At 45.9% G+C, this 25,628-nt stretch carries 20 protein-coding genes; 10 read left to right on the top strand and 10 right to left on the bottom strand.

Features of this window, described 5'->3' with window-relative positions:
• Nucleotides 1-16: 16 nt before the first annotated feature.
• The 3 genes from CIK88_RS06970 to dxs are packed head-to-tail and all read right to left on the bottom strand — an operon-like array spanning nucleotide 17 to nucleotide 4,685.
• Nucleotides 17-1,474: a TrkH family potassium uptake protein gene (locus CIK88_RS06970; protein ID WP_094435432.1), complete on the bottom strand. Its 1,458-nt coding sequence runs from the start codon at nucleotides 1,472-1,474 to the stop codon at nucleotides 17-19.
• Nucleotides 1,468-2,826, bottom strand: coding sequence for a Trk system potassium transporter TrkA (gene trkA, locus CIK88_RS06965; protein ID WP_094435430.1), 1,359 nt, complete (start codon nucleotides 2,824-2,826; stop codon nucleotides 1,468-1,470). Before trkA ends, CIK88_RS06970 begins: the two co-directional genes overlap by 7 nt.
• Nucleotides 2,823-4,685: a 1-deoxy-D-xylulose-5-phosphate synthase gene (dxs, locus tag CIK88_RS06960; RefSeq protein WP_094389502.1), complete on the bottom strand. Its 1,863-nt coding sequence runs from the start codon at nucleotides 4,683-4,685 to the stop codon at nucleotides 2,823-2,825. The genes trkA and dxs overlap by 4 nt, the downstream gene beginning before the upstream one ends.
• Nucleotides 4,686-5,551: 866 nt before the next feature.
• Between dxs and CIK88_RS06955 the strand changes: the two genes are divergently transcribed.
• The 4 genes from CIK88_RS06955 to CIK88_RS06940 are packed head-to-tail and all read left to right on the top strand — an operon-like array spanning nucleotide 5,552 to nucleotide 7,842.
• A complete protein-coding gene (locus tag CIK88_RS06955) occupies nucleotides 5,552-6,043 on the top strand; it encodes an RNA polymerase sigma factor (protein WP_094435428.1) in 492 nt (163 codons plus the stop codon).
• The gene (locus tag CIK88_RS06950) at nucleotides 6,040-6,483 is read left to right on the top strand and encodes a hypothetical protein (protein ID WP_094435426.1); all 444 of its coding nucleotides are present in this window, start codon (nucleotides 6,040-6,042) and stop codon (nucleotides 6,481-6,483) included. Before CIK88_RS06955 ends, CIK88_RS06950 begins: the two co-directional genes overlap by 4 nt.
• 22 nt (nucleotides 6,484-6,505) lie before the next feature.
• Entirely contained in the window at nucleotides 6,506-6,934 is a 429-nt protein-coding gene (locus tag CIK88_RS06945; protein ID WP_254046864.1) for a hypothetical protein, read from the top strand.
• Nucleotides 6,935-6,960: 26 nt separating this feature from the next.
• Nucleotides 6,961-7,842 (top strand): hypothetical protein, encoded by an 882-nt coding sequence (locus CIK88_RS06940; RefSeq protein WP_094435424.1) that lies wholly within the window; start codon nucleotides 6,961-6,963, stop codon nucleotides 7,840-7,842.
• 77 nt (nucleotides 7,843-7,919) lie between these two features.
• Here CIK88_RS06940 and CIK88_RS06935 read toward each other — a convergent pair whose 3' ends face one another.
• The 6 genes from CIK88_RS06935 to CIK88_RS06910 all read right to left on the bottom strand — a co-directional run bounded on the left by CIK88_RS06935 (nucleotide 7,920) and on the right by CIK88_RS06910 (nucleotide 12,503).
• Nucleotides 7,920-8,348: a hypothetical protein gene (locus tag CIK88_RS06935; RefSeq protein ID WP_094435422.1), complete on the bottom strand. Its 429-nt coding sequence runs from the start codon at nucleotides 8,346-8,348 to the stop codon at nucleotides 7,920-7,922.
• A gap of 13 nt (nucleotides 8,349-8,361) precedes the next feature.
• On the bottom strand, nucleotides 8,362-9,675 hold the full coding sequence (der, locus tag CIK88_RS06930; protein WP_094435420.1) for a ribosome biogenesis GTPase Der: 1,314 nt from the start codon (nucleotides 9,673-9,675) through the stop codon (nucleotides 8,362-8,364).
• A 108-nt stretch (nucleotides 9,676-9,783) separates the two neighbouring features.
• Nucleotides 9,784-10,665 carry a GTPase Era gene (gene era, locus CIK88_RS06925; protein WP_094435418.1) on the bottom strand — a complete coding sequence of 294 codons (882 nt, stop codon included), beginning with the start codon at nucleotides 10,663-10,665 and terminating at the stop codon, nucleotides 9,784-9,786.
• 125 nt (nucleotides 10,666-10,790) lie between these two features.
• Complete coding sequence (locus tag CIK88_RS06920; RefSeq protein WP_094389496.1) at nucleotides 10,791-11,795, bottom strand: beta-ketoacyl-ACP synthase III; 1,005 nt, start codon at nucleotides 11,793-11,795, stop codon at nucleotides 10,791-10,793.
• A 5-nt stretch (nucleotides 11,796-11,800) separates the two neighbouring features.
• A complete protein-coding gene (rpmF, locus tag CIK88_RS06915) occupies nucleotides 11,801-11,989 on the bottom strand; it encodes a 50S ribosomal protein L32 (RefSeq protein ID WP_094389495.1) in 189 nt (62 codons plus the stop codon).
• Between the two features lie 22 nt (nucleotides 11,990-12,011).
• A complete protein-coding gene (locus tag CIK88_RS06910; RefSeq protein ID WP_371591523.1) occupies nucleotides 12,012-12,503 on the bottom strand; it encodes a DUF177 domain-containing protein in 492 nt (163 codons plus the stop codon).
• A gap of 376 nt (nucleotides 12,504-12,879) precedes the next feature.
• Between CIK88_RS06910 and CIK88_RS06905 the strand changes: the two genes are divergently transcribed.
• A complete protein-coding gene (locus CIK88_RS06905) occupies nucleotides 12,880-14,037 on the top strand; it encodes a PAS domain-containing sensor histidine kinase (protein ID WP_173815652.1) in 1,158 nt (385 codons plus the stop codon).
• Nucleotides 14,038-14,473: 436 nt separating this feature from the next.
• On the opposite strand, the gene CIK88_RS06900 is transcribed toward CIK88_RS06905, so the two are convergent.
• Nucleotides 14,474-16,777, bottom strand: a complete 2,304-nt coding sequence (locus CIK88_RS06900) for a glycoside hydrolase family 2 TIM barrel-domain containing protein (protein ID WP_094435414.1) — start codon at nucleotides 16,775-16,777, stop codon at nucleotides 14,474-14,476.
• A gap of 2,565 nt (nucleotides 16,778-19,342) precedes the next feature.
• Here CIK88_RS06900 and CIK88_RS06885 point away from each other — a divergent pair.
• The 5 genes from CIK88_RS06885 to CIK88_RS06865 all read left to right on the top strand — a co-directional run bounded on the left by CIK88_RS06885 (nucleotide 19,343) and on the right by CIK88_RS06865 (nucleotide 25,024).
• Nucleotides 19,343-20,803, top strand: coding sequence for an ATP-binding protein (locus CIK88_RS06885; RefSeq protein WP_094435456.1), 1,461 nt, complete (start codon nucleotides 19,343-19,345; stop codon nucleotides 20,801-20,803).
• A gap of 15 nt (nucleotides 20,804-20,818) precedes the next feature.
• Nucleotides 20,819-21,208: a hypothetical protein gene (locus CIK88_RS06880; protein ID WP_094435408.1), complete on the top strand. Its 390-nt coding sequence runs from the start codon at nucleotides 20,819-20,821 to the stop codon at nucleotides 21,206-21,208.
• A 2-nt stretch (nucleotides 21,209-21,210) separates the two neighbouring features.
• The gene (locus CIK88_RS06875; protein WP_094435406.1) at nucleotides 21,211-23,292 is read left to right on the top strand and encodes a DUF262 domain-containing protein; all 2,082 of its coding nucleotides are present in this window, start codon (nucleotides 21,211-21,213) and stop codon (nucleotides 23,290-23,292) included.
• Between the two features lie 999 nt (nucleotides 23,293-24,291).
• Nucleotides 24,292-24,831, top strand: a complete 540-nt coding sequence (gene rbr, locus CIK88_RS06870; RefSeq protein WP_094435404.1) for a rubrerythrin — start codon at nucleotides 24,292-24,294, stop codon at nucleotides 24,829-24,831.
• Between the two features lie 28 nt (nucleotides 24,832-24,859).
• Entirely contained in the window at nucleotides 24,860-25,024 is a 165-nt protein-coding gene (locus tag CIK88_RS06865) for a rubredoxin (protein ID WP_094390822.1), read from the top strand.
• Nucleotides 25,025-25,628 lie beyond the last annotated feature (604 nt).

Here is a 25,628-nt window from a genome sequence, read left to right as displayed (position 1 = left end):
ATTTATTCTGCTGTATTCAATTGTCGGTCCAGAAGCCACGAGTGAAGAGCACCATAACCGACATGATTTCCAGACGTCCTACAAGCATGAGAAACGAACAGATCCATTTGATGCCATCAGGCAGTCCTGCCCACGACATCACAGGACCGATCTCTGTTCCGAGAGTTGGTCCGACATTGCTCATACAACTCAGCGCTATCGTAATGGCATTGGTATTGTCAATGCCGGCAGCAATCATAATAGTAGCGGAAATAAGACACATCACCACATAGAGTGCAAAAAAAGCCAATAGCGTCGCCACCTTTGAAGAAGGCACATTCTGTCCGTTGACCTTGATAGGCAGTACGGCACTGGGATGGAGTATCTGCCGAAACTCATTCTGCATGGCTTTGAGTACCATCGAACCGCGGATACATTTGAATCCGCCACTGGTACTTCCGGCACAAGCTCCAAGAAACATACATATGCCGAGTATCACCCAAGTGATATGGGGCCACGCTCCAGCATCGTCGTTGAAGAGTCCTGTGGTGGTAATAAACGACACCACTTGGAACAAGGCACATCGGAAAGCGCGTTCTGTGCCGTAACCATTATTATAGATCAGTATGGCCATGATAACGATAGCTGAGAAAGACACTACAAAGAGATAGAGTCTGAACTCCGAGTTTTGCACCAGTTGTCGCAGTTGCCGTTTAAAGATTACTATATATAATAAGGTAAAGTTGATTCCCGATAGAAATTGGAACAAGAGTGACACATATTCTACGGCAGCACTATGATAGTGTTCCACACTGTCGTTATGGGGTGCAAATCCTCCCGTTGCAGTAGTTGACATTGAATAGTTCACACTGTCAAACCATTCCATCCCCGCCGCATAATACGAAAGGATACAAGCTACAGTAAGCACAAGGTAGATGCTGCAAATCCATTTAGCATTGGTGCTCAACCGTGGGTGCATCTTGGTGCGCACAGGGCCAGTAGCCTCAGCGGCAAACACCTTGACGCTTCCACCCACCAACGAGGGTAGAATGGCAATGGTGAAGAATACGATGCCCAGTCCACCAATCCATTGTGACAGAGATCTCCAGAAGAGTAATGCATGGGGCAGTCGCTCCACGTCGTCGAGAATGGTGGCTCCCGTGGTGGTAAATCCCGACATGGTTTCAAAGTAGGCATCTGTCACGCTGTTGATGTATCCTCCGATGATATAGGGCAACATTCCAAACAAGCTATAGAGCAGCCACGATAGTGTGACTACGAGATAAGCAGTTCGCCGGCTCATGTCGTTGGTTGCGTTACGTCCCAAGTATTTGAATATGAAGCCGCAACATCCAGTGAAGAGAGACGAGATGAGAAATGCCATGATGTCATCCTCTTGGTAGCATCCCGCCATGAGGGCACATCCGCCCATCAGCAGTCCAAGCATGATGAGCAGTGATCCCAGAATCTTGTATAGTAACTTCGCCTCTACCATATTGTCGATGGTTTGAAGTATTTTTCGAGATTTTTCAGGTTGTGCTCATGACAGAACATCATGACAGAATCGCCCGGTTCTATCTGTGTGAATCCATTGACAAGGATTCCTTGATTGTTGCGCACCAGTCCACCGATCGTTACACCAATCGGCAGTCCGAGATCCTTCACTGGCTTTTTGGTAATCTTCGATCCTTCTGCAGCCACAAACTCAGCCACGTCAGAATCGACTATCATCAGCGATCTCACATTGCTGACGTCAGCGTCGAGCATCATCTGATAGATATGGCTGGCAGCAATGGTTTTCTTATTGATAATGGTACCGATGTCCAGACTCTCTGCCATCTCCACATAGTCGAGATTTTCCACCATGGCGATGGTTTTCCTCACGCCCAACCGTTTGGCGGTAAGACAGGCAAGGATATTTGTTTCTGCATTGTCGGTCAGTGCGACAAACGCCTGTGTGTTCTGTATTCCCTCTTCCTGAAGCAGTCCGAGGTCGCGTCCGTCACCGTGAATCACCATGGCATCGGTGTCCAACAGCAGTTCGTTGAGTCGTTCACAGCGTTGTTCGTTCTTCTCTATGATTTTCAGATTCATGTATTCAGGCAGTGTCAGTCCCACGCGCACAGCGGTTTTGCTGCCTCCCATGATAATCACGTTCTTCACATCGGCATAGTGTTCCTTTCCGGTGAATTTTCTCACATAGGGTATGTATTCACTGGTGGTCATGAAATAACAGAGGTCGCCTGTGCGGAGTTCATCATTACCACCGGGGATGAGTGTCTCTCCGTTGCGTTTCACAGCCACTACGTGGTACGGTTCTGTTGGTCCACATAGTTCGCGCAGTGGTTGGTTGAGTATCTCGCAGGTCTCTCGCAGTTTAATGCCGAGCATGACGAGTGCCCCGTTGTGCACATCCCATCGTTGTCTGACCCACGACATTTTGAGTCCGTTGGTAATATCTATGGCTGCCAGAACTTCTGGATAGATCAGCGAGTTGATGCCCATCTTCTCGAAGAAGGGTTTAAGGTTTGGAGCGAGATATTCATAGTTGTCGATGCGTGCCACGGTTTTCTTCGCTCCCAGCGAATGTGCAATGATACAAGCATTCATATTCTGGCTCTCGTCGGGAGTGACTCCCACAAAGAGGTCGGCTTTATCTACATTAGCTTCGCGCAGTATTTTGATACTTGTGGGAGATCCCACAACTGTCATGATATCAAACTTGCTATCGAGGTCAGCCAGTCGTTCGGCATTGGCATCGATAAGCACGCAATCCTGATGGTCGCGTGAAAGCAGTTTTGCCAGGTGCACACCTACGGCACCTGCTCCGACTATTACAATCTTCATGATATAATGGCTTTGCGGATGCCCTCGGCATCCAGTCCTACAAGGTGATCGAGTTGTGCCACAGTTCCATGTTCCACAAAATGGTCGGAGGGCAATCCCCGTCTGATTACTTCGGGATGGTAGTGATGATCTGCCATCCATTCTACTACGGCAGAACCGAGTCCTCCGTCTTTCACTCCATCTTCTACGGTGACGATGCGGTCGAAGTGTTCTGCCACTTCGGCAAGGATATTCTCGTCGATGGGTTTGAGGAATCGCATATCGTAGTGTGCCACATCAAGGTCTTCGATGGCTTTTGTCACATGATTACCAATCGGTCCGATGGAGAGCACTGCAGTATGGTGTCCGTCTTTAAGTTTACGTCCTGTGCCCACTGCGATTTCCTCAAGTGGACAACGCCAGTTGTGCAATACTCCTCCGCCACGTGGATAGCGGATGACAAACGGCCCTTTGTCGGGCAGTTGTGCGGTGTACATCAGCCGGCGCAGTTCATGTTCGTCCATGGGCGATGCGATAGTAAGATGTGGAATGGGTCTGAGTGCTGCCAAGTCGAAGGCTCCATGGTGTGTTGGTCCGTCTTCGCCCACCAGTCCTGCCCGGTCGAAACAGAACACTACATGCAGTTTGAGCAGTGCCACATCGTGTATGATATTATCGAAAGCACGTTGTGCAAAGGCGCTGTAGATATTGCAGAAGGGGATGAGCCCGTCTTTCGCCATTCCCCCTGAGAAGGTCACAGCGTGTCCTTCGGCTATTCCCACATCAAAAGTGCGGTCTGGCATGGCTTGCATCATGATATTCATGGAGCATCCTGTGGGCATGGCAGGAGTCACTCCCACTATCTTCGGATTCTGCTCTGCCAGTTCCAACAGCGTATGTCCGAACACATCTTGATAGCGTTGTGGTTTGTCGGGTGACTGGTCAACGAGTCTTTCTCCTGTGGCAGGATCGAATTTTCCTGGTGCGTGCCAAGTCGTTACGTCTTGTTCTGCTGGTGCATAACCGTGTCCTTTCTGTGTGTGGAGGTGCAACAGTTTCGGACCTTTCATGTCTTTCATCTGTTTCAGTATGCGCACCAGTTCTCCGACATTATGTCCGTCGAACGGTCCAAAATATCTGATGTTCATGCCATCGAAGATATTCTGCTGATGGCTGATGGCAGATTTCATGGCATTCGACAGTCGGATGAGTCCTTTGCGCCGGTCTTCGGGCAGTAGTCCCCATTGATGCAGTTTACTTGAAATCTTAAACCGCAGTGCATTATAGGTTTCGTTGGTACTGAGGTTGAGCAGATATTGCTTCATGCCTCCCACCGACTGGTCTATCGACATATTGTTATCGTTGAGAATGATAAGCATGTCGTTGGGCGACGAACTGACGTTGTTGAGACCTTCAAAGGCGAGGCCGCCGCTAAGTGCTCCGTCTCCTATAACAGCCACCACATGTCTGTTGGTATTTCCAGTTTTCTTTGCTGCAACAGCCATACCGAGTGCTGCCGAAATAGAGTTGCTCGCGTGACCACACGCAAAGGTATCGTATGGACTTTCCTCTGGCGACGGGAAGGGTTTGATGCCTCCGAGTTTTCTATTGGTACAGAACTTTTCGCGTCTGCCTGTCAGTATTTTATGGCCGTATGCCTGATGGCCTACATCCCATACGATGCGGTCTTCGGGAGTATTAAAGACATAATGCAGTGCTACCGTCAGCTCCACGACTCCGAGGCTTGATGCCAGATGTCCGGGGTTGACAGATAGTTCTTTAACGATATCGTTGCGCAGTTCTTTACATAGTAATGGAAGTTGTTCAACTTTCAGTTTGCGCAAGTCATCTGGATAAGTGATATGATTCAGTAAATCCACTTTTTCATTCTATTTGCCTACAAAGGTACGATTAAGTGAGAGAAAAACCAAATAAATTTGAGTTTTTCCGAGCGGGAGTATCTTCGCAACACGGTTGCCAAGGTAGTGCAAACCGAGAATTATCATTACTATTAAAGAGATTTCCATAATATATAATATGTTCGCGCGCAATGCATACAGAAATTTGAGTTTTCAAAAAATTTCGACCACTCGAACACCACTACCGTATAACACGCTGTAGTTCTGAGCATTAAATGGTGGTCGAAGCCCAAGAATTTCGACCACCCTTCGACCACATCGACCACACCTATTGCATCTATCATCAACCCGGACCAACTTAGCGAGCCATGTATATCGATGTATAAATGGGAGTTGTAAGTTTATCACCTTTTCTTCAAACCTTGATAATATTTTTATCAAACGTTGGATAATACCTTTATCAAACGTTGGATAATACTTTTATCAAACGTTGGATAATACTTTTATCAAACGTTGGATAATACTTTTATCAAACGTTGAAAATACCTTTGTCAAACGTTAGGTAATACTTTTGTTAAACGTTGGGCAATACCTTTACCAAACGTTGGACAATACTTTTGCTAACTATTGAACAACACCTTGTCAAAACGTTATTACCCAAAAATTTCAATCAGTTTTATTTCAGAGCGACATCCTTCATTATAGATGGGCATATATGAGGCGGATACGCTTACCACATTCTGTGGTCGATGTGGTCGGATATTTTTGAAAACTGAATTTTTGGTACTTTTATATCTGCCACAGGAGAAAATAAAAAAATATCCACCCCGCGTGTCACAAAACTCGCCCATCATACGTTATATAGATGAGTCACGGAAAGAAATAACATGGATCTCGAAGAGTTCAACAAGCGCATCGTTGTGCTGCGACCAACACTGATGGAAGCTGCTAAACACATGAATGGGAATGACGCCTCAGCCGAAGATTTGGTACAGGAGGTCATGCTCAAACTGTGGAGCATGCGCCAGCAACTCGACAGGCACCCTAACCCGAAGGCACTGGCACTGAACATGATACGCCATAAAACTATCGACGAGCAACGCCACAAGCAATTGGAATACGGGCGACCAACGGCAGAACCATCCTCAGAAGAAACCACCCGACATGTGGAACGACAAGACGAACTGCGACTCATATGCGAAATCATCAATCGGTTGCCTGCCCTACAAGCTCAAGTGCTACGACTGAAAGACATCGAGGGCTACGAGACCGAAGAGATTGCCTCCATCACGGGAGCATCACCAGAAAACATCCGCCAGTGTCTGTCAAGGGCACGAAAGACTATCAGACAGGAATTTATTAAAATGACAATAAGATGATGATCGACAGAAACAAAGTGAAGGTATTGATAGACCGATACATGAACGGCGAGACTACAGCTGACGAAGAGCGACAACTGCGCCACTTCTTCCGCACAGCACAATCTTTGCCCGACGAATGGCTACCGCTGCGGGCCCTCTTTGCCTACGTCGATAGCGAAGCGGAAAAGAGTTGTCTGCCTGCCGAAACACAGGTAAAACACAGAACCATCAGCCTCCACCACATCAGGAAATGGTGGTTGGCAGGAGCTGTGGCAGCATCGCTACTACTGGCTACTGGACTGTTTTGGCCCGATGAAAAAGAAAATCGCAACTTTGCCGTGATTGACGGACAGCGCACCACCAATCAGCACATCGTGGAACAAGAGGCTGAACAGGCACTGCAACTGGTAGCTATCACCGACGAGGAAGCCTTTGGCGCACTCGATGAAATCAACTGACAACGTAAAAATGATACGAGATATGATAAAACGGTTATTATTCACAGTATTATGGACCACCATATCAATGCTTACCGTCCACGCACAGACCGGACTCGAAATAGACAGGGCTTTCACCCGATACGGTCATGAGAAAGGATGCAAAATGGTGGAAATGTACGATGCTCGACTTCGGGGCTATCAACTCCACGTCTATAAGAGTCTGACCTATAAGACACAGGGGAAGGCCATCGACGCACTGCTGAAAACAGACCGAAAGAGGGCGAAGAAAATACGTGAAGTGGTAGAAGACGGACACATCACAGGGGGATACTACATGATGCCCACACTTCCGTCGGGCATGGAGCGCTACATTCTCTTCAGCAACGCTCCCGGTGGACGGGGTGCCCTCATCTATATTGAGGGAAATATCAAGCCCGACGACATCATGAAACTCTGTTACACACGATAAAACGAATCATAAAAGAAACACAAAATATGAAAAAAACAACATTTCTCGCTGCACTGCTCACCATCATAGGAGCAGGCTGCACAATGGCAGAAACTGCACAGGACACCACCTTTGTAGTCAACGACAAACAAATTGTGGTCAACGAAAAAGACGGAGCGACAACCGTGGGCGTTTATAACAACAACGGCAACGAACTGAAGAAAATCAGCGAAACAACCTACGTCGATGGACAGGAAGTGAGTCAGATCTACGTTTCGTCTCCCTTCCTCCGCTCATCATGGGAACGATCCAAACGTAAGAAATTCGAAGCACACAATGCCAACTTCTATTTCGGTTACCGCTATCTGACAAGCGATGCCTTTTCATTCTCTGCAGACCAATCGCTCTACACAAAAAATTCCAACTCCTACGAAATTGGCATTGGCGCCCTCAACGTAGCCATTCCCTTCAACCGTCAGAACAATATCGGACTGGCAATAGGCATGCAGGTGGGATACACACGCCACGCTTTCGACAGCGGACATGCGCTATTCATGGAGGATAATGTGGCAACCGTCAAACCTGTTGAAGCGGAAGAACGCATCCGCAAGAGTTATATGAGTTACTGGTCGATGCGCATCCCCGTCATGTTGGAATACCAGCAATATCTTGGTCGTCGCGATGCTTTCATCGGTGCTGGTTTCTCGTTTGAGTTTCGCGACAAAGAGCATGCACGCTACAAAACCAAGCACGACACCTTCAACTCCGCACGCGATCTGAGCATCCACACAGCAGGAGTCAATTTTGAAGCCTACATGGGATGTGGTGATTTCATGTTTCGCTTCACCACAGGACTCACACCATTATTCAAGGGAGGACAAGGCCCGAAGGCCCACACCTCCAGTATCGGCATCGGTTTCTGCCTATAATCTCTCACCATCCACTCTCAATAATTATTGCCGGAAAGTACAATCCACTTTCCGGCAATTTTATAATATTCTTCGTCTTACTTCATCTTCCATTGTCCTTTCACCTCAACCATGGGGATGGTGATTTCCTCTTTGGTGGAATCGGCAAAATGGAGAAGGAGGAAGGCATGTGTGAAATGGAGGGTGGTGTCGCGTTGCGCACGAACGGCAGTCACTTGATGGAGTCCGCCATGGTTTTCTTTTTGTTCCTCCATGTAGTTGCGATAAACCAGAATCATTTGGCTGCGGTAGTTCTGCGGCATAGAGTCGGCAGTGGCTTTACCGTTGAGAAAAGCCTCGTAGTTGCCCGCAAGGAGTTCGTCGTAGTAACCTTTGGCAGCCTGCAGGGCAAGGTCATCGGGATTAGGTTCCTCGTGGCAAGCGGTAAGTGGCCACAAGCAGAGAAGGCAAAGCACGGAGAGGTGCTTCGCCTTCAGGTGGGTTATCATCGTGATGATGTGTTTCATTGTTTCTGCGGTGTTATTTCTGACGCACAAAGACGTTGATGGGTGTTCCCGTAAGCGTCCAGTTGTCGCGCAATTTATTTTCCAGGAAGCGCTTATAGGGCTCTTTCACATACTGTGGCAGGTTGGCGTAGAACACGAAGGTTGGAATCTGCGTATTGGGCACCTGCGACACATATTTAATCTTGATGTATTTACCTTTGATAGAGGGTGGCGGAGTCGCCTCGATGAGTGGCAACATCACCTCGTTGAGTTTCGATGTTCCTATCTTGATGGTGCGGTTCAGATACACCTGCTTGGCAGTTTCCAACACTTTGAAGATGCGCTGTTTGGTCAGGGCTGAAGCAAACACGATGGGGAAATCGGTAAAAGGTGCCATGCGTTGGCGGATGGCATTCTCAAAGGTCTTCACCGCTATCTGCGACTTATCTTCCACCAAGTCCCATTTGTTGACCACTACTACAAGCGACTTATTATTCTTCTGTATCAATTGGAAGATGTTCATATCCTGAGCCTCAATGCCTCGTGTGGCGTCGATCATCAAGATGCAGACGTCGCTGTTCTCAATGGCACGGATGGAACGCATCACACTATAGAACTCCAGGTCTTCCGACACCTTATTCTTACGGCGAATACCGGCAGTATCCACCAGATAGAAGTCGAATCCGAATTTATCGTATTTCGTATAGATAGAGTCGCGCGTTGTTCCGGCAATATCTGTCACGATATTACGGTCTTCACCGATAAAGGCGTTGATGATGCTCGATTTACCGGCATTAGGTCTGCCCACCACGGCGAAGCGTGGCGTTCCGTCTGCCACGTCGTCAATCTCATCGGTAGAGAGTTTCGACACCACGAGGTCGAGCAGGTCGCCTGTTCCCGAACCCGTTGCTGCACTCACGCAGTAGGGGTCGCCCAGTCCGAGTCTGTAAAACTCATACTGGTCGTAGAGGTGTTTACCGTCGTCTGCCTTGTTTGCTACGAGCACAACGGGCAGTTTCGAACGTCTCAGAATATTTGCCACATCCACGTCGAGGTCGGTAAGTCCGTTTTGGATATCTACGAGGAAGAGCACGAGGTCAGCCTCTTCGGTAGCCACCAGCACCTGTTTGCGGATTTCTTCCTCAAAGATGTCGTCGCTGTTGACAACCCATCCTCCTGTATCTACTACGGAGAATTCGCGTCCGTTCCATTCACATTTGCCATACTGTCGGTCGCGTGTGGTACCTGCCTCATCGCTGACGATAGCGTGACGGGTATTGGTCAGACGGTTGAAAAGTGTGGATTTGCCCACATTAGGGCGTCCAACGATAGCTACTAAATTTGCCATATCTGTTTTTGCTCTTGTTGTTTCTGTTTTTTGTTGTACATGGGCCTTGTGAGGGCCTCTTGCTGATAGGGTAAGAGGGGGTACCGACTGTCTTTTCCGAATTCTTTTTTATTCCGGATTATAACCAAACGAGTCGAGTTCGCGTTGCGATGATCGCCAGTCTTTATCCACCTTGACGAAGGTTTCAAGGTAAATGGGTTTGCCGAAGAATTTCTCTAATGCCTTGCGAGCCTCGGTATTCACTTTCTTCAGCGCCACACCCTGGTGGCCGATGATGATGCCCTTCTGGCTGTCGCGCTCCACATAGATCACAGCATTGATATGGATATTCCGGTCTGTCTCCTTGAAGCGTTCCACGCGAACCTCCACTGCATAGGGTATCTCCTTATCGTAGTAGAGCAGGATTTTCTCGCGGATGATCTCCGACACGAAGAAGCGAGCGGGTTTATCGGTCAACTGCTCTTTGTCGAAGTAGGGCGGTGAGTCGGGCAACAGTTCTTTGATGCGTTTCAGGAGCATATCCACTCCAAACTTGTTTTTCGCGGAGATGGGCAGAATTTCTGCGTTAGGCAGTAGCGTGTGCCATTTCTCCACGATGTCTCCCAGCGTCTTCTGGTCGCTCTCGTCAATCTTGTTGATGAGTAGCAGCACAGGGATTTTCATCTTCTGCACCTTCTCCAGAAAATCCATGTTCTTCTCTGGGTTCTCCACCACATCGGTCACATAGAGCAGCACGTCAGCATCCTGCAATGCCGATTCCGAGAAGGCGAGCATCGACTCCTGCAGTTTGTAGTTGGGTTTCAACACTCCTGGTGTATCGCTAAACACGATCTGCATATCGTCTGTATTGACAATACCCATGATTCTGTGGCGAGTGGTCTGTGCCTTAAAGGTAGCGATGCTGATGCGTTCACCCACGAGTTGGTTCATGAGCGTCGATTTTCCCACGTTGGGGTTGCCTACTATGTTTACGAATCCTGCCTTGTGCATCTGTTGTAGTTTCTTTGTGGATGGATGGTGCGGACCGCAGATGGGTCCATTTCAGTTTATGAAGAAACCGACGGGAGCCATTGAGCCCTTAGGTTCAACAGCCCCCGTCAGGGTCTTGACGTGTATTATTTCGCGCCGTCGTAAGCCCACTTGTAGTAGCTTGCTCCGTGAACGAATCCTGCACCGAAGGCAGTGAAGATCATGTTGTCTCCCTTCTTCAGTTTGGCTTCGTTTTCCCAGAGTGCCAAGGGGATAGTGGCGGCAGAAGTATTGCCGTAGTGTTCGATGTTGACCATCACCTGATCCATAGGAAGCTCGAGGCGTTTGGCAACAGCTTCGATGATGCGCATATTTGCCTGATGAGGAACCACCCACTGGATATTGTCCTTGTTCAGTCCGTTGCGCTCTGCCACGAGGGCACAGTCATCGCTCATATTGGTCACAGCATAGCGGAACACGGTGCGTCCCTCCTGATAGAGGTAGTGCAACCGGTGATCGATGGTGAAATAGCTTGGAGGACAAACAGAACCGCCGGCTTTCAGGTGCAGGAACGGAAGTCCCTTACCGTCAGCACGGAAGTAGGAGTCCATCACACCGATATTCTCTTCCTCGGTGCCTTCTACCAGCACAGCGGCAGCACCGTCTCCGAAGAGCGGGCAGGTAGCGCGGTCCTTGTAGTCAACCACCGACGACATCTTGTCGGCTCCAATCACGATAATTTTCTTATAGCGTCCACATTGAATCATAGACGCTGCCACGTCGAGCGTATAAAGAAATCCGCAGCATGCAGCCCAGAAGTCGAATGCGAAAGCATTCTTCAGGCCAAGCTTACCAAGCACAATGCTGGCTGTTGACGGGAATTTATAATCGGCCGTCGATGTGGTTACAATCACGGCGTCAATGGTATCGGGATCTACGCCGGTCTTCTGCATCAGCTGCTTGGCTGCTTTACGTGCCATGTAGCTGGTGCCCAGACCTTCCTCCGTAAGGATGCGGCGCTCCTTGATGCCAACGCGTGTCATAATCCACTCGTCATTGGTGTCAACCATGCGCGACAACTCCTCATTGTTGAGCACGTAGTCGGGCACATATCCGCCAATACCAGTGATTATTGCGTTGATTTTTCCCATCTTTCTTACTCAGCGCCTTCGTCCATTACGATAGCAATCTTACCACGGTAGTATCCGCAAGTGGGGCATACGGTGTGGTAGATGTGATAAGCGCCACAGTTAGGGCATACTGCCAATGTGGGAGCTACTGCCTTGTCATGGGTACGACGTTTGAGAGTACGGGTCTTTGACTGTCTTCTTTTAGGATGTGCCATAATGCTTTAATCTTTTTTTTTGTTATTTTTCTAATTTCAGTTTCGCCAGTGCGGCCCAGCGAGGGTCTGCTTCCTTTGCCTCCTCTTTGCCGCTTCGGACAGCACCGCTCAGCTCAGCGAGCTTCTGCGTCATCGCACTATTGCATTTTCCAGGTGCATGAACGTGCTTGATGGGTATGGCAAGTGCCACAAACTCATAGATGAGCCATGACGTGTCGAGTATTCCTTCGTTCTCGTCCACTATCACAACCTCATCATCGTCGGTATTGGTCTCCGCACCCAGTTTCGCAATCAGCATATTGTCGGTCACGATGGGTTGACTCATGTCATCAAGACACAAGTCACAAGGTACGGTGACTGTGCCCTCGGTATGAAACTGGAGTTCGAAAAAGCCGGTTGCCTTGCGTATAGACACCGACACATGCAATGCTCCGCCCTTCACTTCCGAGGCGTTGAGAGCCTTGAAAAATGCATCGTCAAGGGTGTACTCCCGATGCATTTCATCGGTTTTCATTGCCTTCAGATCTATTTTGAAAGTCTCTAAACTACACATAATCGCACTATTACGGACTGCAAAGGTACAAATTATTTATGAATTATAGAGTAGTTCACTCTTTTTTTTCACTTTTTAACGTCATTTCTTCATCATTTCCATACATTTCCCCCTGTTTTCCACTGTAACTTTGACTTTAACCTTGAACTTAACCGTATCAATAGCGCTTCAGAAGTCACCGCAGTTTTTTACGCATTTCCACAAAATTCCTTATCTCCCCAAGTAAACACGAAACCAAGGAATCACGTAGTTAACATCCAAGGGCACGACGATGGTTAAGGGTAAAAAAAGAGCCACGCCTACACAATATTATATATACACGTGCGTTATATTAAAGATGACATGGATTAACCGACAACAGCAATTCAAAACTGCCCTTGTCGCTGCCGCACTACTGGTGGCAGTGACCTCACTACTGGTGTCCAAATGGCTGGCAAACGACCTCGCAGCAGAAGAATACAAGCGCATGGAGCTATGGTCGGATGCACTCCACACCCTCAACAATGCAGACCAGAACACCGATCTCTCCCTGGTGCTCCATGTCATCGAAGACAATAACAATATCCCTGTCATCGTCATCGACCAAGACGGCAACGTCACCGACCACCGTAACATCAGCATCCAAGCCACCGACCGTGCCGACACCATCGCGCAACTCACCCGACGCGCACAACAGATGAAAGCTGCAGGTCGTTACGTCAAGATTGACGGCAACAAGCCAGGAGGTTTCCAACTCGTCTGTTACGACGACTCTACCATGATACGCCGCATCACCGTATGGCCACTCATCCAACTCGGTATTGTGGGAGGCATTGTCATCATCGCCATCCTCGCCCTCGTCTCCTTCAAGCGCACCGAACAAAACAAGCTATGGGTGGGACTCTCCAAGGAGACCGCCCATCAGTTGGGCACCCCCATCTCCAGCATCATGGCATGGGTAGAGATCCTCAAGGAGGAATACCCCACCGACCCTTATGTGGGGGAGATAGAGAAAGACGTCTCCCGTCTCAACACCATCGCCGACCGATTCTCCAAGATTGGTGCCGTTCCTGAGCTGCTGCCCACCGACATCTGTCGTCTCCTCACCGACGTCACCACCTATATCCGCAAGCGCACCTCATCGCATGTGTCATTTCAGGTCAGTCTCCCCTCCCATCCCGTCATGGTCCCCCTCTGCCCTTCCCTTTTCGAGTGGGTGACAGAGAACCTATGTAAGAATGCCATCGATGCCATGCAGGGGGAAGGCTCCCTATCCCTCGTCCTCACCGACCGTCCCACATCCATCATCCTCGACGTGACCGACACCGGTTGCGGAATGACCAAATCCATCGCCAAGCAGATATTCTCCCCTGGATTCACCACCAAGAAACGCGGTTGGGGACTCGGCCTCTCCCTCTCCAAGCGCATCATCGAGAAGTACCATGCCGGCCGCCTCTTCGTCAAAGCCACCGAACCTCATCACGGCACCACCTTCCGCATCATCGTCAAGAAGTAATCCACGGAGCGCACGGAGTGTTTAGTTTATGGGTTATGGGTTAGAGATTTTTTAAAGATTTTATTTCTGCATAAATTCCGTCTAAATTCCAATGATAGATTTCTGGCCAAGGCCATATTTTTATAAAAGATTTCCTCCAAAGATTTACCTATGGTTTGTTTTGTCGTGACTCAGCATAGTGAAAGCGAACGTTTTCGTTAAGCCAGATGAGCAGAATAAAGCTCGCTTTAATTCTGCCATGGCGAGAAAAGGTGCCATGAAATGGAACTCTCACTCTGTCTTCGCTACTCCAAAACATCTTGCCGTAGGCAACTAAAAAAATCCACGGAGCACACGGACAACACGGAGAAAGATTTTTGTTTATTATTTTACTTAAAATTGGCAACATTGATCTATCCCCGTGTCAATTGTCCCTATGTCATTTTTGAGGTATTGTTCATCTTTGTGCCATGACAGACACTGCTGTTGTTCCTGATATGGCTTGATTTGCGGATGATGCCTTGATTGTGGCCTTGCCAGCATTCATTCCGCTCTTAACGACAATGATTGCTCGTCCTTTGTATGTTGTCACATTGGCAGAAGTCTTAGGCTCAATGTCTTTCAAATTTGCAGAGGCAGCAGCAAGGAGCGAGGCTTTACCATATACGCTTACAGTCAGTTGGATGTCTGCGTCTGACACGACATTTCCTTTGGCATCAGTCACCTCGAGCGTGACATAGGCAAGGTCTTGCCCGTTTGCGTGTATTTGTCTTCGGTCTGGTGTGAGTCTAATGGCTGCAGGCATTCCGCTTGTGCGCAGTATGCTTTCCTTCACTTCGTTGCCATCTGCATCAAGCGACACAGCTTTAAGGGTGCCTGGTTGATATTGCAGCGGGATGACTGCCTTGTATTGTGAGGCTATGCTGACATTCCTTTCCGCCACGAGACTATCGTTGAGATACAGGCGCACCTTTGGTGCTTTGGTGTATATTTCGGCTTCGATGGTCTTGTTTTCCCATCCGCTCCAGTTCCACGACTCCCATGTGGGCCATACAGACCACAGCGTTTCTGTGACATGTCCGTTGCGGTAGTTGTCGGGCTCTTTCACAGCAAGGTAAATGTCTGGAGAGCCATCCTTAGCGTTCCACAGCATGTCGCGGTAGTGCGATATAGGTTTGCGCCAGCCAGTGATGTCGACATCGCCGCAATATGCCCCGTGGTAAGGAAAGTGCTTGGCTTGGTAGTGCTCGCCCCGTTGTTCCCCTTCGTAGTGGAACTGCCCGATGGCCGACTCGCCGAGATAGTCGAGTCCGGTCCATACCATATCGCCAATGATGTATGGACGCTCAGAGGTGTGTTTCCAATTGGCGAACGCATCGCGCGGATAACTCTCTGTCTGCCACATCACACGTTCGGGGCATCGCAGGTGGTCGCTTTCTGCCTTGTGCATCATGTAATTGTAGCCCACTATGTCGAGCACTGCCGCATGCGGGTCGAATATCTCCCAGTCGCTATCCCATGAGCATAGTGCCTCTGTGACAGGACGTGTTGGATCGAGAGATGTCACAACATCCTTGAAAGTTTGCGCTGTGTGTATGACACGTATGTCCTTTCGTTCGATGACTTCATTTCCGATACTGTATGATATGACACATGGGTGATTGCGGTCGCGCAGCACCATGGCGGTAAGATCCTCCCTGTAACATGAGTCGATGACGAGGTGGTAGTCGTACTTGGTCTTTTCAGACCTCCATCCGTCGAACGCCTCATCGATGACCATCATGCCGATGCTGTCGCAAGCATCGAGCATAGCTCGTGTCTGAGGGTTGTGCGATGTTCGTATGAGGTTGAATCCAGCCTCTTTCATCAGCCTGACCTTACGTATTTCTGCCGCATCGTATGCCATGGCTCCGATGACTCCATCGTCATGGTGCACGCAGGCTCCATTGATGAGCGTTGGCTGCCCGTTGAGCAAGAATCCTCTTTTTGCATCATAACTGAAAGCTCGCACTCCATGCCTTATGGTTAGCTGTCCAACTTTTATGTCGTAAAGTTTAGGATGCTGCGGTGACCATAGCTCCACATCTTTGAGCACTCGTCTTTCTGTTTGTCGTCCCTCATATGCTATGCTCACGGTAGCTGAATCAGCATGGGTACCATCTTCTGACATGCCATAGATGCTGTCTGTGCGCACGAACAGCTTTTCAGGATTGTCTATCTTGTTTTCATCATATTTTTCGAGCCACACATGGCGATATATGCCCGAACCGCTGTACCATCTGCAGTTAGGTTGATGTGAGTTGTCCACTCGCACAGCAATGGTGTTGGTGCCTTTTTTGACAAAAGGAGTGATGTTGACTTTGAATGGCGTATATCCATAAGCATGACCGCCTGCACGCTCACCGTTGACATACACCTGGCAATTCTGATACACGCCTTCGAAATGAAGCCATATTGTCTCGCCTTTGTCTGTTTTCAGTTCTGATTCCTTCACCTGCTTGCGATACCATCCGATGCCTCCGGGGAAGTATCCTCCGTCATTGCCTGATGGTGCGTCTTTTGCGGGCGCATGGAATATGTCCCAGTCGTGCGGCAAGTTTATTCGTTTCCATTTGGAATCGTCCAACTGTACGTCTTGCGCATTCTTTACGTCTTGTTCGATGAATCGCCAGTTGAAATCAAAATTGTCTTTTTTACTTTGCCCACATGCTGCAGATGACATGCAAAGGAAAAGAATTGTTGATAATAAGGATAGTTTCATTTTTTTAGTCAATTATTTATTAATATAACCTAATTTCCGTAATACTATAATTTAATGTTTTTATAAGCCCCTAAGCGACAAAAGTTCTTAGCTTAGCTAAGCGGCACAGCCGGTTACTTGCTTTGACAAACAGAAGTGTCGATTTGCTCAGGATTTTGCAATGTCAGAAATTATACCTATTTAGTATTGGATTTAGAAATAAATAAATAAGACTCTGACACTGCAAAAGTATAAAAATATTCTGAGAAACTCACAGCTTTTAGAGTATTTTTTTTCGATTATGAAGCAATTTGATGCTCTTTCAGCTCAAACCATAGATTCCAGCTTCGTAGTGGCAAGGAACGCATCTTCGTCAAAGCCACCGACCCCCATCACGGCACCAACTTCCGCATCATCGTCAAGAAGTAATCCACGGAGCACACGGATGACACAGAAAAGATTTTCGTTAAAGATTTAAGATTTTCGTGATTTCTGTGCGACATTAAAAAATCCGTGTGATCCGTGTGATCCGTGGATAAAAGATTTCCGTGATTTCTGTGATTTCGACATCATCCAGACATGATATGATGCCTTCATCAAAGAGGAGTTGGACAAAAGAGGGCTTCCGTGAAATAATGGATTGAATTGATGCCAAAATCCATTGTTCTGTAAATATATCGAACTTGCATTATGCTTCATTTGTAAAGTTACAATACCAATATTGAACAAAATGATAATATTGAGGGTTCTTGTAAGGCTTTACATGATTTTTATGGTTTGACCAATGGTTGAGCCTATAAAGATGGGCTGTTGGGCTTATGGTAGGGTGTTTGGGGGTGGACTCTGGATTCTCTCCGTCGGTTATTTGGAGGATAACAAGGGATTAAAACCCGTGGAGGGAGTTTCGGCATGGTTGGAGCATAGGATCCGTCGGGATGGACGAAATGGTTTTACTCGCCTAGAAAATGCTCAGTGTGGGACAGGAAGTGCAGGATTCTACCTCGGCAGGTTTAAGGCAAAAGGCATTTTTCTGGTTTGTGGTTGCTGAAGGGTACTTTGCCAGCCATGAGCCAGCCATAACGGTGGCTACTCGTCGAGTTTTCGATAGTTTCTCGACCGACATTCGTTGCTCTTTCGTTCGTTTTTCGCTTGTTCCTCGTTCGGTTCTCGATCGGTCTTCGATAGACTAACGAATAACGAACGAGAGACGAACGAGAGACGAACGAGGACCTAACGAGAAGTTAACGGGAACCGAACGAGAAGCGATCGGGAAACCGTGGTCTTTCTGTCGGGACCAGATGGCGTGTTGAATTACTTGTTTTGTAAACATAAGTGGCTTTTTAGTTGTTAAATTATTTATTTGATTTTTTTGGTTTAAAGGTTTTTTTCTTGTTTTGGAAATCATCCTCGGCTTGAAATACAAAGATACAACATGACACCCCCGAAATGCAAGAGTTTTGGCAGTTTTAATTCGATATTTAATATTATTTAACTTTATTATAGATATTTTTATTTTCACCCTCGCATAGTTTTTTATAATTCTCTCCTGATAATATAAGCCAAGCGCATATCACAGCAAATAAATCAAAGACGAAAATGCACTCGAACACCTTCCTCAGAGCGTTTCTTTAACTTTAATCTTTTCCGTGTTCTCCGTGTGTTCCGTGGATAATAAATTTCTGTGATTTGCCTTTGGCTTATTCTGACGCGACTCAACAGAGCAAAACCGAACTTTCACTCTGTCTTCGCTGCTCCAGAATATCTGTGTGATATTAAAAAGGGAGGGAACTTGCAAATAAAAATCCGTGTCATCCATGTAATCCGTGTGACATTTTCGGAGCCCAACGCAAAAATATGGTTTATGGAAACTGTTATACTGTTATATTGTAACGCTTGGATGATTTTTTGCTTTTCCCAAACTGTCAACTGTCAACTGTAACGCTTTAGATTGCAATTCCAATCATACAATTCATTTCCACATCATTGGTATTCTCCCTTTCTGTTCCTTGTACCTCCAATCATTGTCCGCCAATTTTGGGACTTAGTGCGGAGTTAGTTATGACTTACTTATGAGGAAACCATGAAACAGGGGGATGTAAAAGGGGAACAGATACTGTTTCACTTGTTTTCATATTCCGGAGCATACCCGTCCAGCTTTCCGGAGTTGCAGTCTGCAGCCATGTCATGAATACAGATCAATGTCATTCCAAAACTATCCGTAGTCAATATCATCATTCCCAAGCGTTACAGTTGACAGTTGACAGTTTCCTAAAACGATTTTTTTTCGTTACAAGCGTGACAATATAACAATATAACATTTTTTGAAAAGCAAAAACGAAGGAACTGAGTGAGACTGGCCCCTTGTTTTTATGCATAATACGCAATAAAAAAGAATTATGTATGCTTCTTTTTAGATATTATTGCACGTTTTACAAGATATTTTCATAATTTTGCAACTATCTATCATTAATAAAGTGTCCATATGGACGGCAAGATAAATAGAATAAATAAAGGTCATGTTGGTTGATAATGGAAAAAACAACCGCTGGTTAGCCATGCAATAACAAGATGAAAAATCAACAGAATATGACAATAGAAGAAATACTGGCTCGCAAAGAATGTCAGACATTCGATTGCAAGAGCATACAGATTGACCCCAAAACGTTAGCGATACCCATTGTGGCTATGGCTAATGCCGATGGTGGTATGCTTGCCATTGGTGTTTCCGACAAGACTCGCAGAATAGAGGGGATTGATGGAAACGAAGAGCGACTGAATGAGTTGCTTCGCGCTCCTTTCGATTTCTGCAATCCGTCTGTAAGGGTCAGGTGTGAATATTTGCCATGTACAGACTATAAAGGTCGAAAGAACCGCATCCTGCTTATGCACATTCCTGCAAGCGTTCAACTTCATACCAACCAAGCAGACGAATGTTTCATGCGTGTAGACGACAAAAGCAAAAAACTCAATTTTGATGAGCGTATGCAGCTTCTCTACGACAAAGGCGAACGCTACTACGAGGACAAAGATGTTTATGACGCCACTACCGATGATATTGACATGAATCTTGTGAGTGACTATATGAATGTCATAGGCTATGGAAAGTCTGCCATGGAGTATCTGAGAGAGAACAACGATTTTGTTACTGAGAAAGATGGTCAGCAGAAGGTTAGTACCGCTTGTATTCTCCTTTTCGGAAAGAATCCTCAGCGTTTCTTTCCACGTGCCCGCACTCGCTTCATCCGCTATGAGGGTACAGAGGAAAAGGTTGGTACTGAGATGAATGTTGTCAAGGACGTGACATTCGAAGGAACCATACTTCAGCAGGTTAGAAGAACCATTGACTATCTGGAAACGCAGGTTCGTGAGCACTCATTCCTTGGAGAAGACGGTCGGTTTATTACAAACCGCAACTACTCAAAATATGCTATACAAGAAATGGTAGTGAATAGTTGCTGCCACAGAGCATACAACATCAAGGGAACAGAGATTCAGATTAAGATGTTCGACGACCGTATAGTCTTTGAGACTCCAGGAGATTTGCCAGGATTGGTGCGTCCAGACAACATTCGCCACACTCATTTCTCACGAAATCCCAAGATAGCCCAATACCTCAAGGCATATAAGTATGTCAAGGAATTTGGCGAAGGTATCGACCGTATCTGCAATGAGCTGGAAACAAAAGGCTGCGCAATCCCATCGTTCCATATTGATGCGTTCATTCTGAAGGCAACATTGATGGCTGAGTGGACAAGTGAAAAAGAGTTTGACCGACAAAGTACCGCCCAAGTACCGCCCAAGTACCGCCCAAGTACCGCCCAAGTAGAAAAGTTAGTGGCAGTTATGAACGATGATTATGTTGATGTTTCAGAGATGATGAAACTATGTGGAATTGTCAGACGTAAAACAATGCATGATAGTTATATAGCCCCTGCTCTAACAGATGGCAGTATTGAACGAAAATATCCAGAACAGCCAAATCATCCAAAACAGATGTACCGTCTAACGGAGAAGGCAAAGATATGGAAGAAATTAGATGTTTTTTGACTTAAAATTACAATTATGTTGAATAATCGCACTTGGCTTGCCTTTGCCAACAGAAAAAGGTGCAGACATACAGATGCAATCCATTATCTTGGATTCATCAATTGGAGAATGGGAAGAGTACGTTTTTCTATTGGAGATATAGTGTATCTTTTTATGTCAGATGAGCGCTGTGTACGATTCAAGATGGTGGTAACTGCTGAGAACTGCAAACGTGAAGACCAATCGTTTTGGGTCGTTACACCACCCAATGAAATTACTTATAAACTTGAACTACTTGAAGAATATGAAGGCACAATGCTTTCTGAAAAAGAGCTATGTAAATATGGCTTAAAAGGAGGTAGGTCTCTTGAAGTTCCTAATTGCAACAATAAAGAGCTTATTGGTTACATCATATCAATTTTCTAACTATGAAAGGCGACGCACAACCACTGATAAAATTCTTTGATGGATCTGACAAGCGATTCATCATTCCTCTGTATCAGCGCAACTACGACTGGAAGGAGGAAAACTGTGAGCAGTTGTTTCAAGATTTAATGAAGCTCCATAATAGTAACCGCAGGAGTCACTTCTTTGGTAGTATCGTATCAAGCATTCAGTCGGGAACTGAAGACAGATTCATCATTGATGGTCAGCAGCGAATCACAACCGTTTCGTTGCTGCTTATAGCTATGGTCAATGCCAAGAAAGAAGGACTAATAGAGGCTACTGATGCAAAGCTTGTTGAGAAAATCTTCAAGCGTTATCTTGTGGATGAATATCAGGAGGATGAGCGTAAGGTGAAACTTAAGCCCATCAAGAAAGATATGCAGGCATTTGATGCGTTGCTATATAAGCAAAAAGACCAATATATCAAGGAATCAAACGTGACTCGCAATTACGACTTCTTCTATAACAAGATAACTAGTATTGGTCTAACCCTCGACGAGCTCTTTGAGACCATAAAGAAACTTGAAGTTATCAACATACGTCTTGACGAAGATGATGACCCACAGTTGATTTTTGAAAGTCTGAACTCTACAGGTCTTGATCTGAGCGAAGCAGATAAGATACGCAACTATCTCTTGATGTCACTCGCACCTGCAGAACAGGACGATCTTTATACTCGGTTCTGGAATCCAATAGAAGAATTTACCAAGTACGACCCATCCTCTTTTGTACGTGATTATCTTACTATGAAGCAGGGTAAGATTGGTCGTATTGATAAAATCTACTTTATATTCAAAGAGTATGCAGAGACTGCAGACATTGATAGGGCAACACTCTTGGAAGACATGCATCACTATGCTAAGATTTACAGCCAAGTTGACAATGCAGAAGTAGGTACAGCCAAGCTAAATAGAAAGTTGAATCAGCTTCGGACGTTGGATTCTACTATTGCTTATCCTTTCTTTATGGCATTCTTCGACTATGCAACTAAAGTAGGATTAGCAGAAACAGAAATCTACCAAGTTCTTGATGTCATAGAAGCCTACTGGGCACGCAGAATCATTTGCAATCTTCCATCGAATGCTTTGAATAAAGTTTTTGCCACACTTCACCGGGATGTGTTGAATCACGTCAACAGATCGAGTGACGAGACTACACCTTCATATATTGACGTACTGAAATACGTACTGCTAAAGAAGGGGCACTCTTCGGTGTTTCCATCAGACGAGGAGGTGAAGGGCGATTTCAAGACACGCCAAGTATATAAGATGCCAGTCAATGCTCGTATGTTTATACTTGAGCGCATGGAGAACCAAGACAATAATGAACGCCATGATGTGGTGAAGGAACTGACCGAAAAGAATATCACGATAGAGCATATCATGCCACAAACCTTGTCAGACAAGTGGAAAACTGCGTTGGGTGATGATTGGGAAAGAATTCATGAGCAATATCTTCATACAATGGCAAACCTTACCCTCACTGGATATAACTCTCAATATAGCAATCTTACCTTTATAGAGAAAAGAGACATGGAGAAAGGTTTCAAAGACAGTGCGTTCCGATTGAACAACTCTGTGAAATCGTGCGAACAATGGACCGAAACGGAGCTGAAAGCACGTCAGAAAGAACTACAGAATGTGTTTATGCGACTTTGGCCTATGCCTACAACATCATTTGAGCCGTTGAACCGTGAGGCGGAATCTGCATCACTTGACGATGAGGATTATGAGTTCACCGGCAAGAAACTTCAGGCGTATATACTTCATGGGGTTAGATATACGGTCAATACATGGAAGGAAATGCTTATTCAAGTATGCGGACATATTCTGATAGAAAAGCGTTCAACCATAGAATGGCTTTGCGCAAATGAAAAGTGCGGTTTCTCAACAACACAAGATGGTTGGAAACGCGAACTTGCACCAGGAAAGTATGTATGGACTGATAATAGCACAGCTTCCAAAATAAACATACTTCATGGAATGTTTGAAGAATGCAACATCCCAGCATCAGAACTCGTCTTTGAATTCCGTTCAGAACAGGAAGAAGAGGAGGAGAAATGATAGCATAATTACCACGGAGACAGGTCAATATCATCCCAAACCGTTACAGTTTGTAACGGTTTCTAAAACGATTTTGTGTTTCAAATAACAAATAACAGTTAACAGTTTTCAAAACGATTTCGCGTTACAAGCGTGACAATATAACAGTATAACAGTTTTGAAAAGCAAAAAATACGCATGGTTTTTACTTTTGTCCTTACAGGACGTGGTTAGATGTGCTGCATCATGTCCGCAGGGCGGTGCCCTGGGCTATGGAAGACATTGGGCTTTCAGCCCGTCGTTGATTGTTAGGAATTCCTCCGCTTTCTATGTTAAAATCCAAATATTTTGACCATTATTTTTAATTTATGCTGATATTTTATATTCTGGTGTGATCCGTGTGATCCGTGGATAAAAAATTTCTATGTGTCCTTTTCCGGAGCACCAACGTTTCCGTGTCATCCGAATGTCACGGGATCAGGTCATTGACATCATGACTTTCAATTCTTACAGCTTATAGTATTACAGTTTTTGGAAAGGAAAAATAGGTTTCACGAGGACTGGTTCCTGTTTTTGGGGACAACGCCAATTCACACCAGGCGTTACAGTTTGACAGTTGACAGTTTGTGGAAAGACACGGATGAACACGGATCTTTTTAAAGTCACACGGAAATCATGTAAAACAGGGGACAGATACTGTTTCAGGGGCCTGTTTCACTCTTCGCGGTATTGCTGACTCTTCCTCCATGTCGTCCACCAATGGCATTAACATACGCACGGTTTTATCATCTATAATATAATAAGGTGTAGAATCTTAAGTTATTCTGTTGTCATAATATATCTGTTATTTGGGCATAAAATTACAAAACAAATGGTAAATTTCAGCAAGCTAAGCGTACAAATATGTCGCAGTACCGAAATTTACTATCTGTTTGCCGATATTTATTTTGCTAATTTAATGATTATCAGTAACTTTGCATCAGATAAAGAAAACAATAACATTTTTTAAAAAATACGACTATGGCAAACAAATATTCAGGCACACAGACAGAAAAGAACCTCGCTGCTGCTTTTGCAGGCGAATCACAGGCTCGCAATAAATATACATATTTCGCATCTCGTGCAAAAAAGGACGGATTTGAGCAGATAGCTTCTATCTTCCAGCAAACTGCCGACAACGAGAAGGAACATGCCAAGATGTGGTTTAAGGAGCTTAGTGGCATTGGCACTACAGCTGAGAATCTTGCAGCTGCTGCTGAAGGCGAGAACTATGAATGGACAGATATGTACGAAGACTTTGCCAAGACTGCCGAAGAGGAAGGCTTCAATAAATTGGCACAAAAGTTCCGCCTTGTAGCTGCTATTGAGAAGCGTCACGAAGAGCGTTATCGTGCACTACTGCGCAACGTAGAAGCTCAGGAAGTGTTCAAGAAGAGTGAGGTTAAGGTATGGGAATGCCGCAACTGCGGACATATTGTAGTAGGAACCGAAGCTCCAGAGATATGCCCTATATGCTCACATCCAAAGGCTTACTTTGAGGTACATGTAGATAATTTCTAAATATAAACCACTAAAAAAACAACGAACTATGAAGAAGTATGTTTGCGACGTATGCGGTTGGGTATACGACCCAGCTGTAGGAGTACCAGAGGCTGGAATACCAGCAGGTACACCATTTGAGGATCTTCCCGATGATTTCGAGTGTCCGCTTTGCTCAGTAGGAAAGGACGAGTTCTCTCCTATAGACGACTAAGTTAATAAAAACATATCTACAACCCATAATGCTTCAAACGTGTTATGGGTTGTTTTTCCGTATAATAAAATGCCACGGAGGACAGAATAATGCCATCCCCACAAGTTATCCGTATCATCAATCACAGGCGTTACAGTTTGACAGTTGACAGTTTTGGGAAATAGATTTTTTTAGTTGCCTACGGCAAGATGTTTTGGAGTAGCGAAGACAGAGTGAGAGCTCGCTTTCACTATGCTGAGTCACGACAAAACAAACCATAGGTAAATCTTTGGAGGAAATCTTGTTTAAGAAGTTGCTTCGCAAGAAATAATCTGTAATTCAGGGAGGCAACAAACAAAATCTTTAACGAAAATCTCGACTAAAAATGCGCTCGAGTTCCTCGCTTCTGGGAAGGGCTTTATTATGGATCGCCTTACAGGCTCGAAATCTTAACGAAAATCTTAAGAAAAATCTTTAACCAGAATCTTTCCATGTACTCTGTGTGTTCCGTGGATCCGTAAAGGGAGGAAACGAAAAAAGCACCTTGCTTCATTGCTGAAACAAGGTGCTTTGTAAAAGATGGCGGCCTCCTACTCTCCCGCATTGCATTGCAGTACCATCGGCG

Source organism: Prevotella sp. P5-50, from assembly GCF_002251295.1.
Classification (GTDB): domain Bacteria; phylum Bacteroidota; class Bacteroidia; order Bacteroidales; family Bacteroidaceae; genus Prevotella.
Note: the sequence above shows the minus strand (reverse complement) of the source record. Positions and strands in the feature narration are given on the sequence as shown.

Excerpts from the sequence above, each read along its gene's own strand:
- der (WP_094435420.1), bottom strand. The coding sequence starts at position 9,675 with ATGGCAAATTTAGTAGCTATCGTTGGACGCCCTAATGTGGGCAAATCC.
- trkA (WP_094435430.1), bottom strand. The coding sequence starts at position 2,826 with ATGAAGATTGTAATAGTCGGAGCAGGTGCCGTAGGTGTGCACCTGGCA.
- CIK88_RS06865 (WP_094390822.1), top strand. The coding sequence starts at position 24,860 with ATGAAGAAGTATGTTTGCGACGTATGCGGTTGGGTATACGACCCAGCT.
- CIK88_RS06880 (WP_094435408.1), top strand. The coding sequence starts at position 20,819 with ATGTTGAATAATCGCACTTGGCTTGCCTTTGCCAACAGAAAAAGGTGC.
- CIK88_RS06945 (WP_254046864.1), top strand. The coding sequence starts at position 6,506 with ATGATAAAACGGTTATTATTCACAGTATTATGGACCACCATATCAATG.
- rbr (WP_094435404.1), top strand. The coding sequence starts at position 24,292 with ATGGCAAACAAATATTCAGGCACACAGACAGAAAAGAACCTCGCTGCT.
- CIK88_RS06905 (WP_173815652.1), top strand. The coding sequence starts at position 12,880 with ATGACATGGATTAACCGACAACAGCAATTCAAAACTGCCCTTGTCGCT.
- era (WP_094435418.1), bottom strand. The coding sequence starts at position 10,665 with ATGCACAAGGCAGGATTCGTAAACATAGTAGGCAACCCCAACGTGGGA.
- CIK88_RS06900 (WP_094435414.1), bottom strand. The coding sequence starts at position 16,777 with ATGAAACTATCCTTATTATCAACAATTCTTTTCCTTTGCATGTCATCT.
- CIK88_RS06875 (WP_094435406.1), top strand. The coding sequence starts at position 21,211 with ATGAAAGGCGACGCACAACCACTGATAAAATTCTTTGATGGATCTGAC.
- rpmF (WP_094389495.1), bottom strand. The coding sequence starts at position 11,989 with ATGGCACATCCTAAAAGAAGACAGTCAAAGACCCGTACTCTCAAACGT.
- CIK88_RS06970 (WP_094435432.1), bottom strand. The coding sequence starts at position 1,474 with ATGGTAGAGGCGAAGTTACTATACAAGATTCTGGGATCACTGCTCATC.
- CIK88_RS06940 (WP_094435424.1), top strand. The coding sequence starts at position 6,961 with ATGAAAAAAACAACATTTCTCGCTGCACTGCTCACCATCATAGGAGCA.
- CIK88_RS06885 (WP_094435456.1), top strand. The coding sequence starts at position 19,343 with ATGACAATAGAAGAAATACTGGCTCGCAAAGAATGTCAGACATTCGAT.
- CIK88_RS06935 (WP_094435422.1), bottom strand. The coding sequence starts at position 8,348 with ATGAAACACATCATCACGATGATAACCCACCTGAAGGCGAAGCACCTC.
- CIK88_RS06910 (WP_371591523.1), bottom strand. The coding sequence starts at position 12,503 with ATGAAAACCGATGAAATGCATCGGGAGTACACCCTTGACGATGCATTT.
- CIK88_RS06950 (WP_094435426.1), top strand. The coding sequence starts at position 6,040 with ATGATGATCGACAGAAACAAAGTGAAGGTATTGATAGACCGATACATG.
- CIK88_RS06920 (WP_094389496.1), bottom strand. The coding sequence starts at position 11,795 with ATGGGAAAAATCAACGCAATAATCACTGGTATTGGCGGATATGTGCCC.
- CIK88_RS06955 (WP_094435428.1), top strand. The coding sequence starts at position 5,552 with ATGGATCTCGAAGAGTTCAACAAGCGCATCGTTGTGCTGCGACCAACA.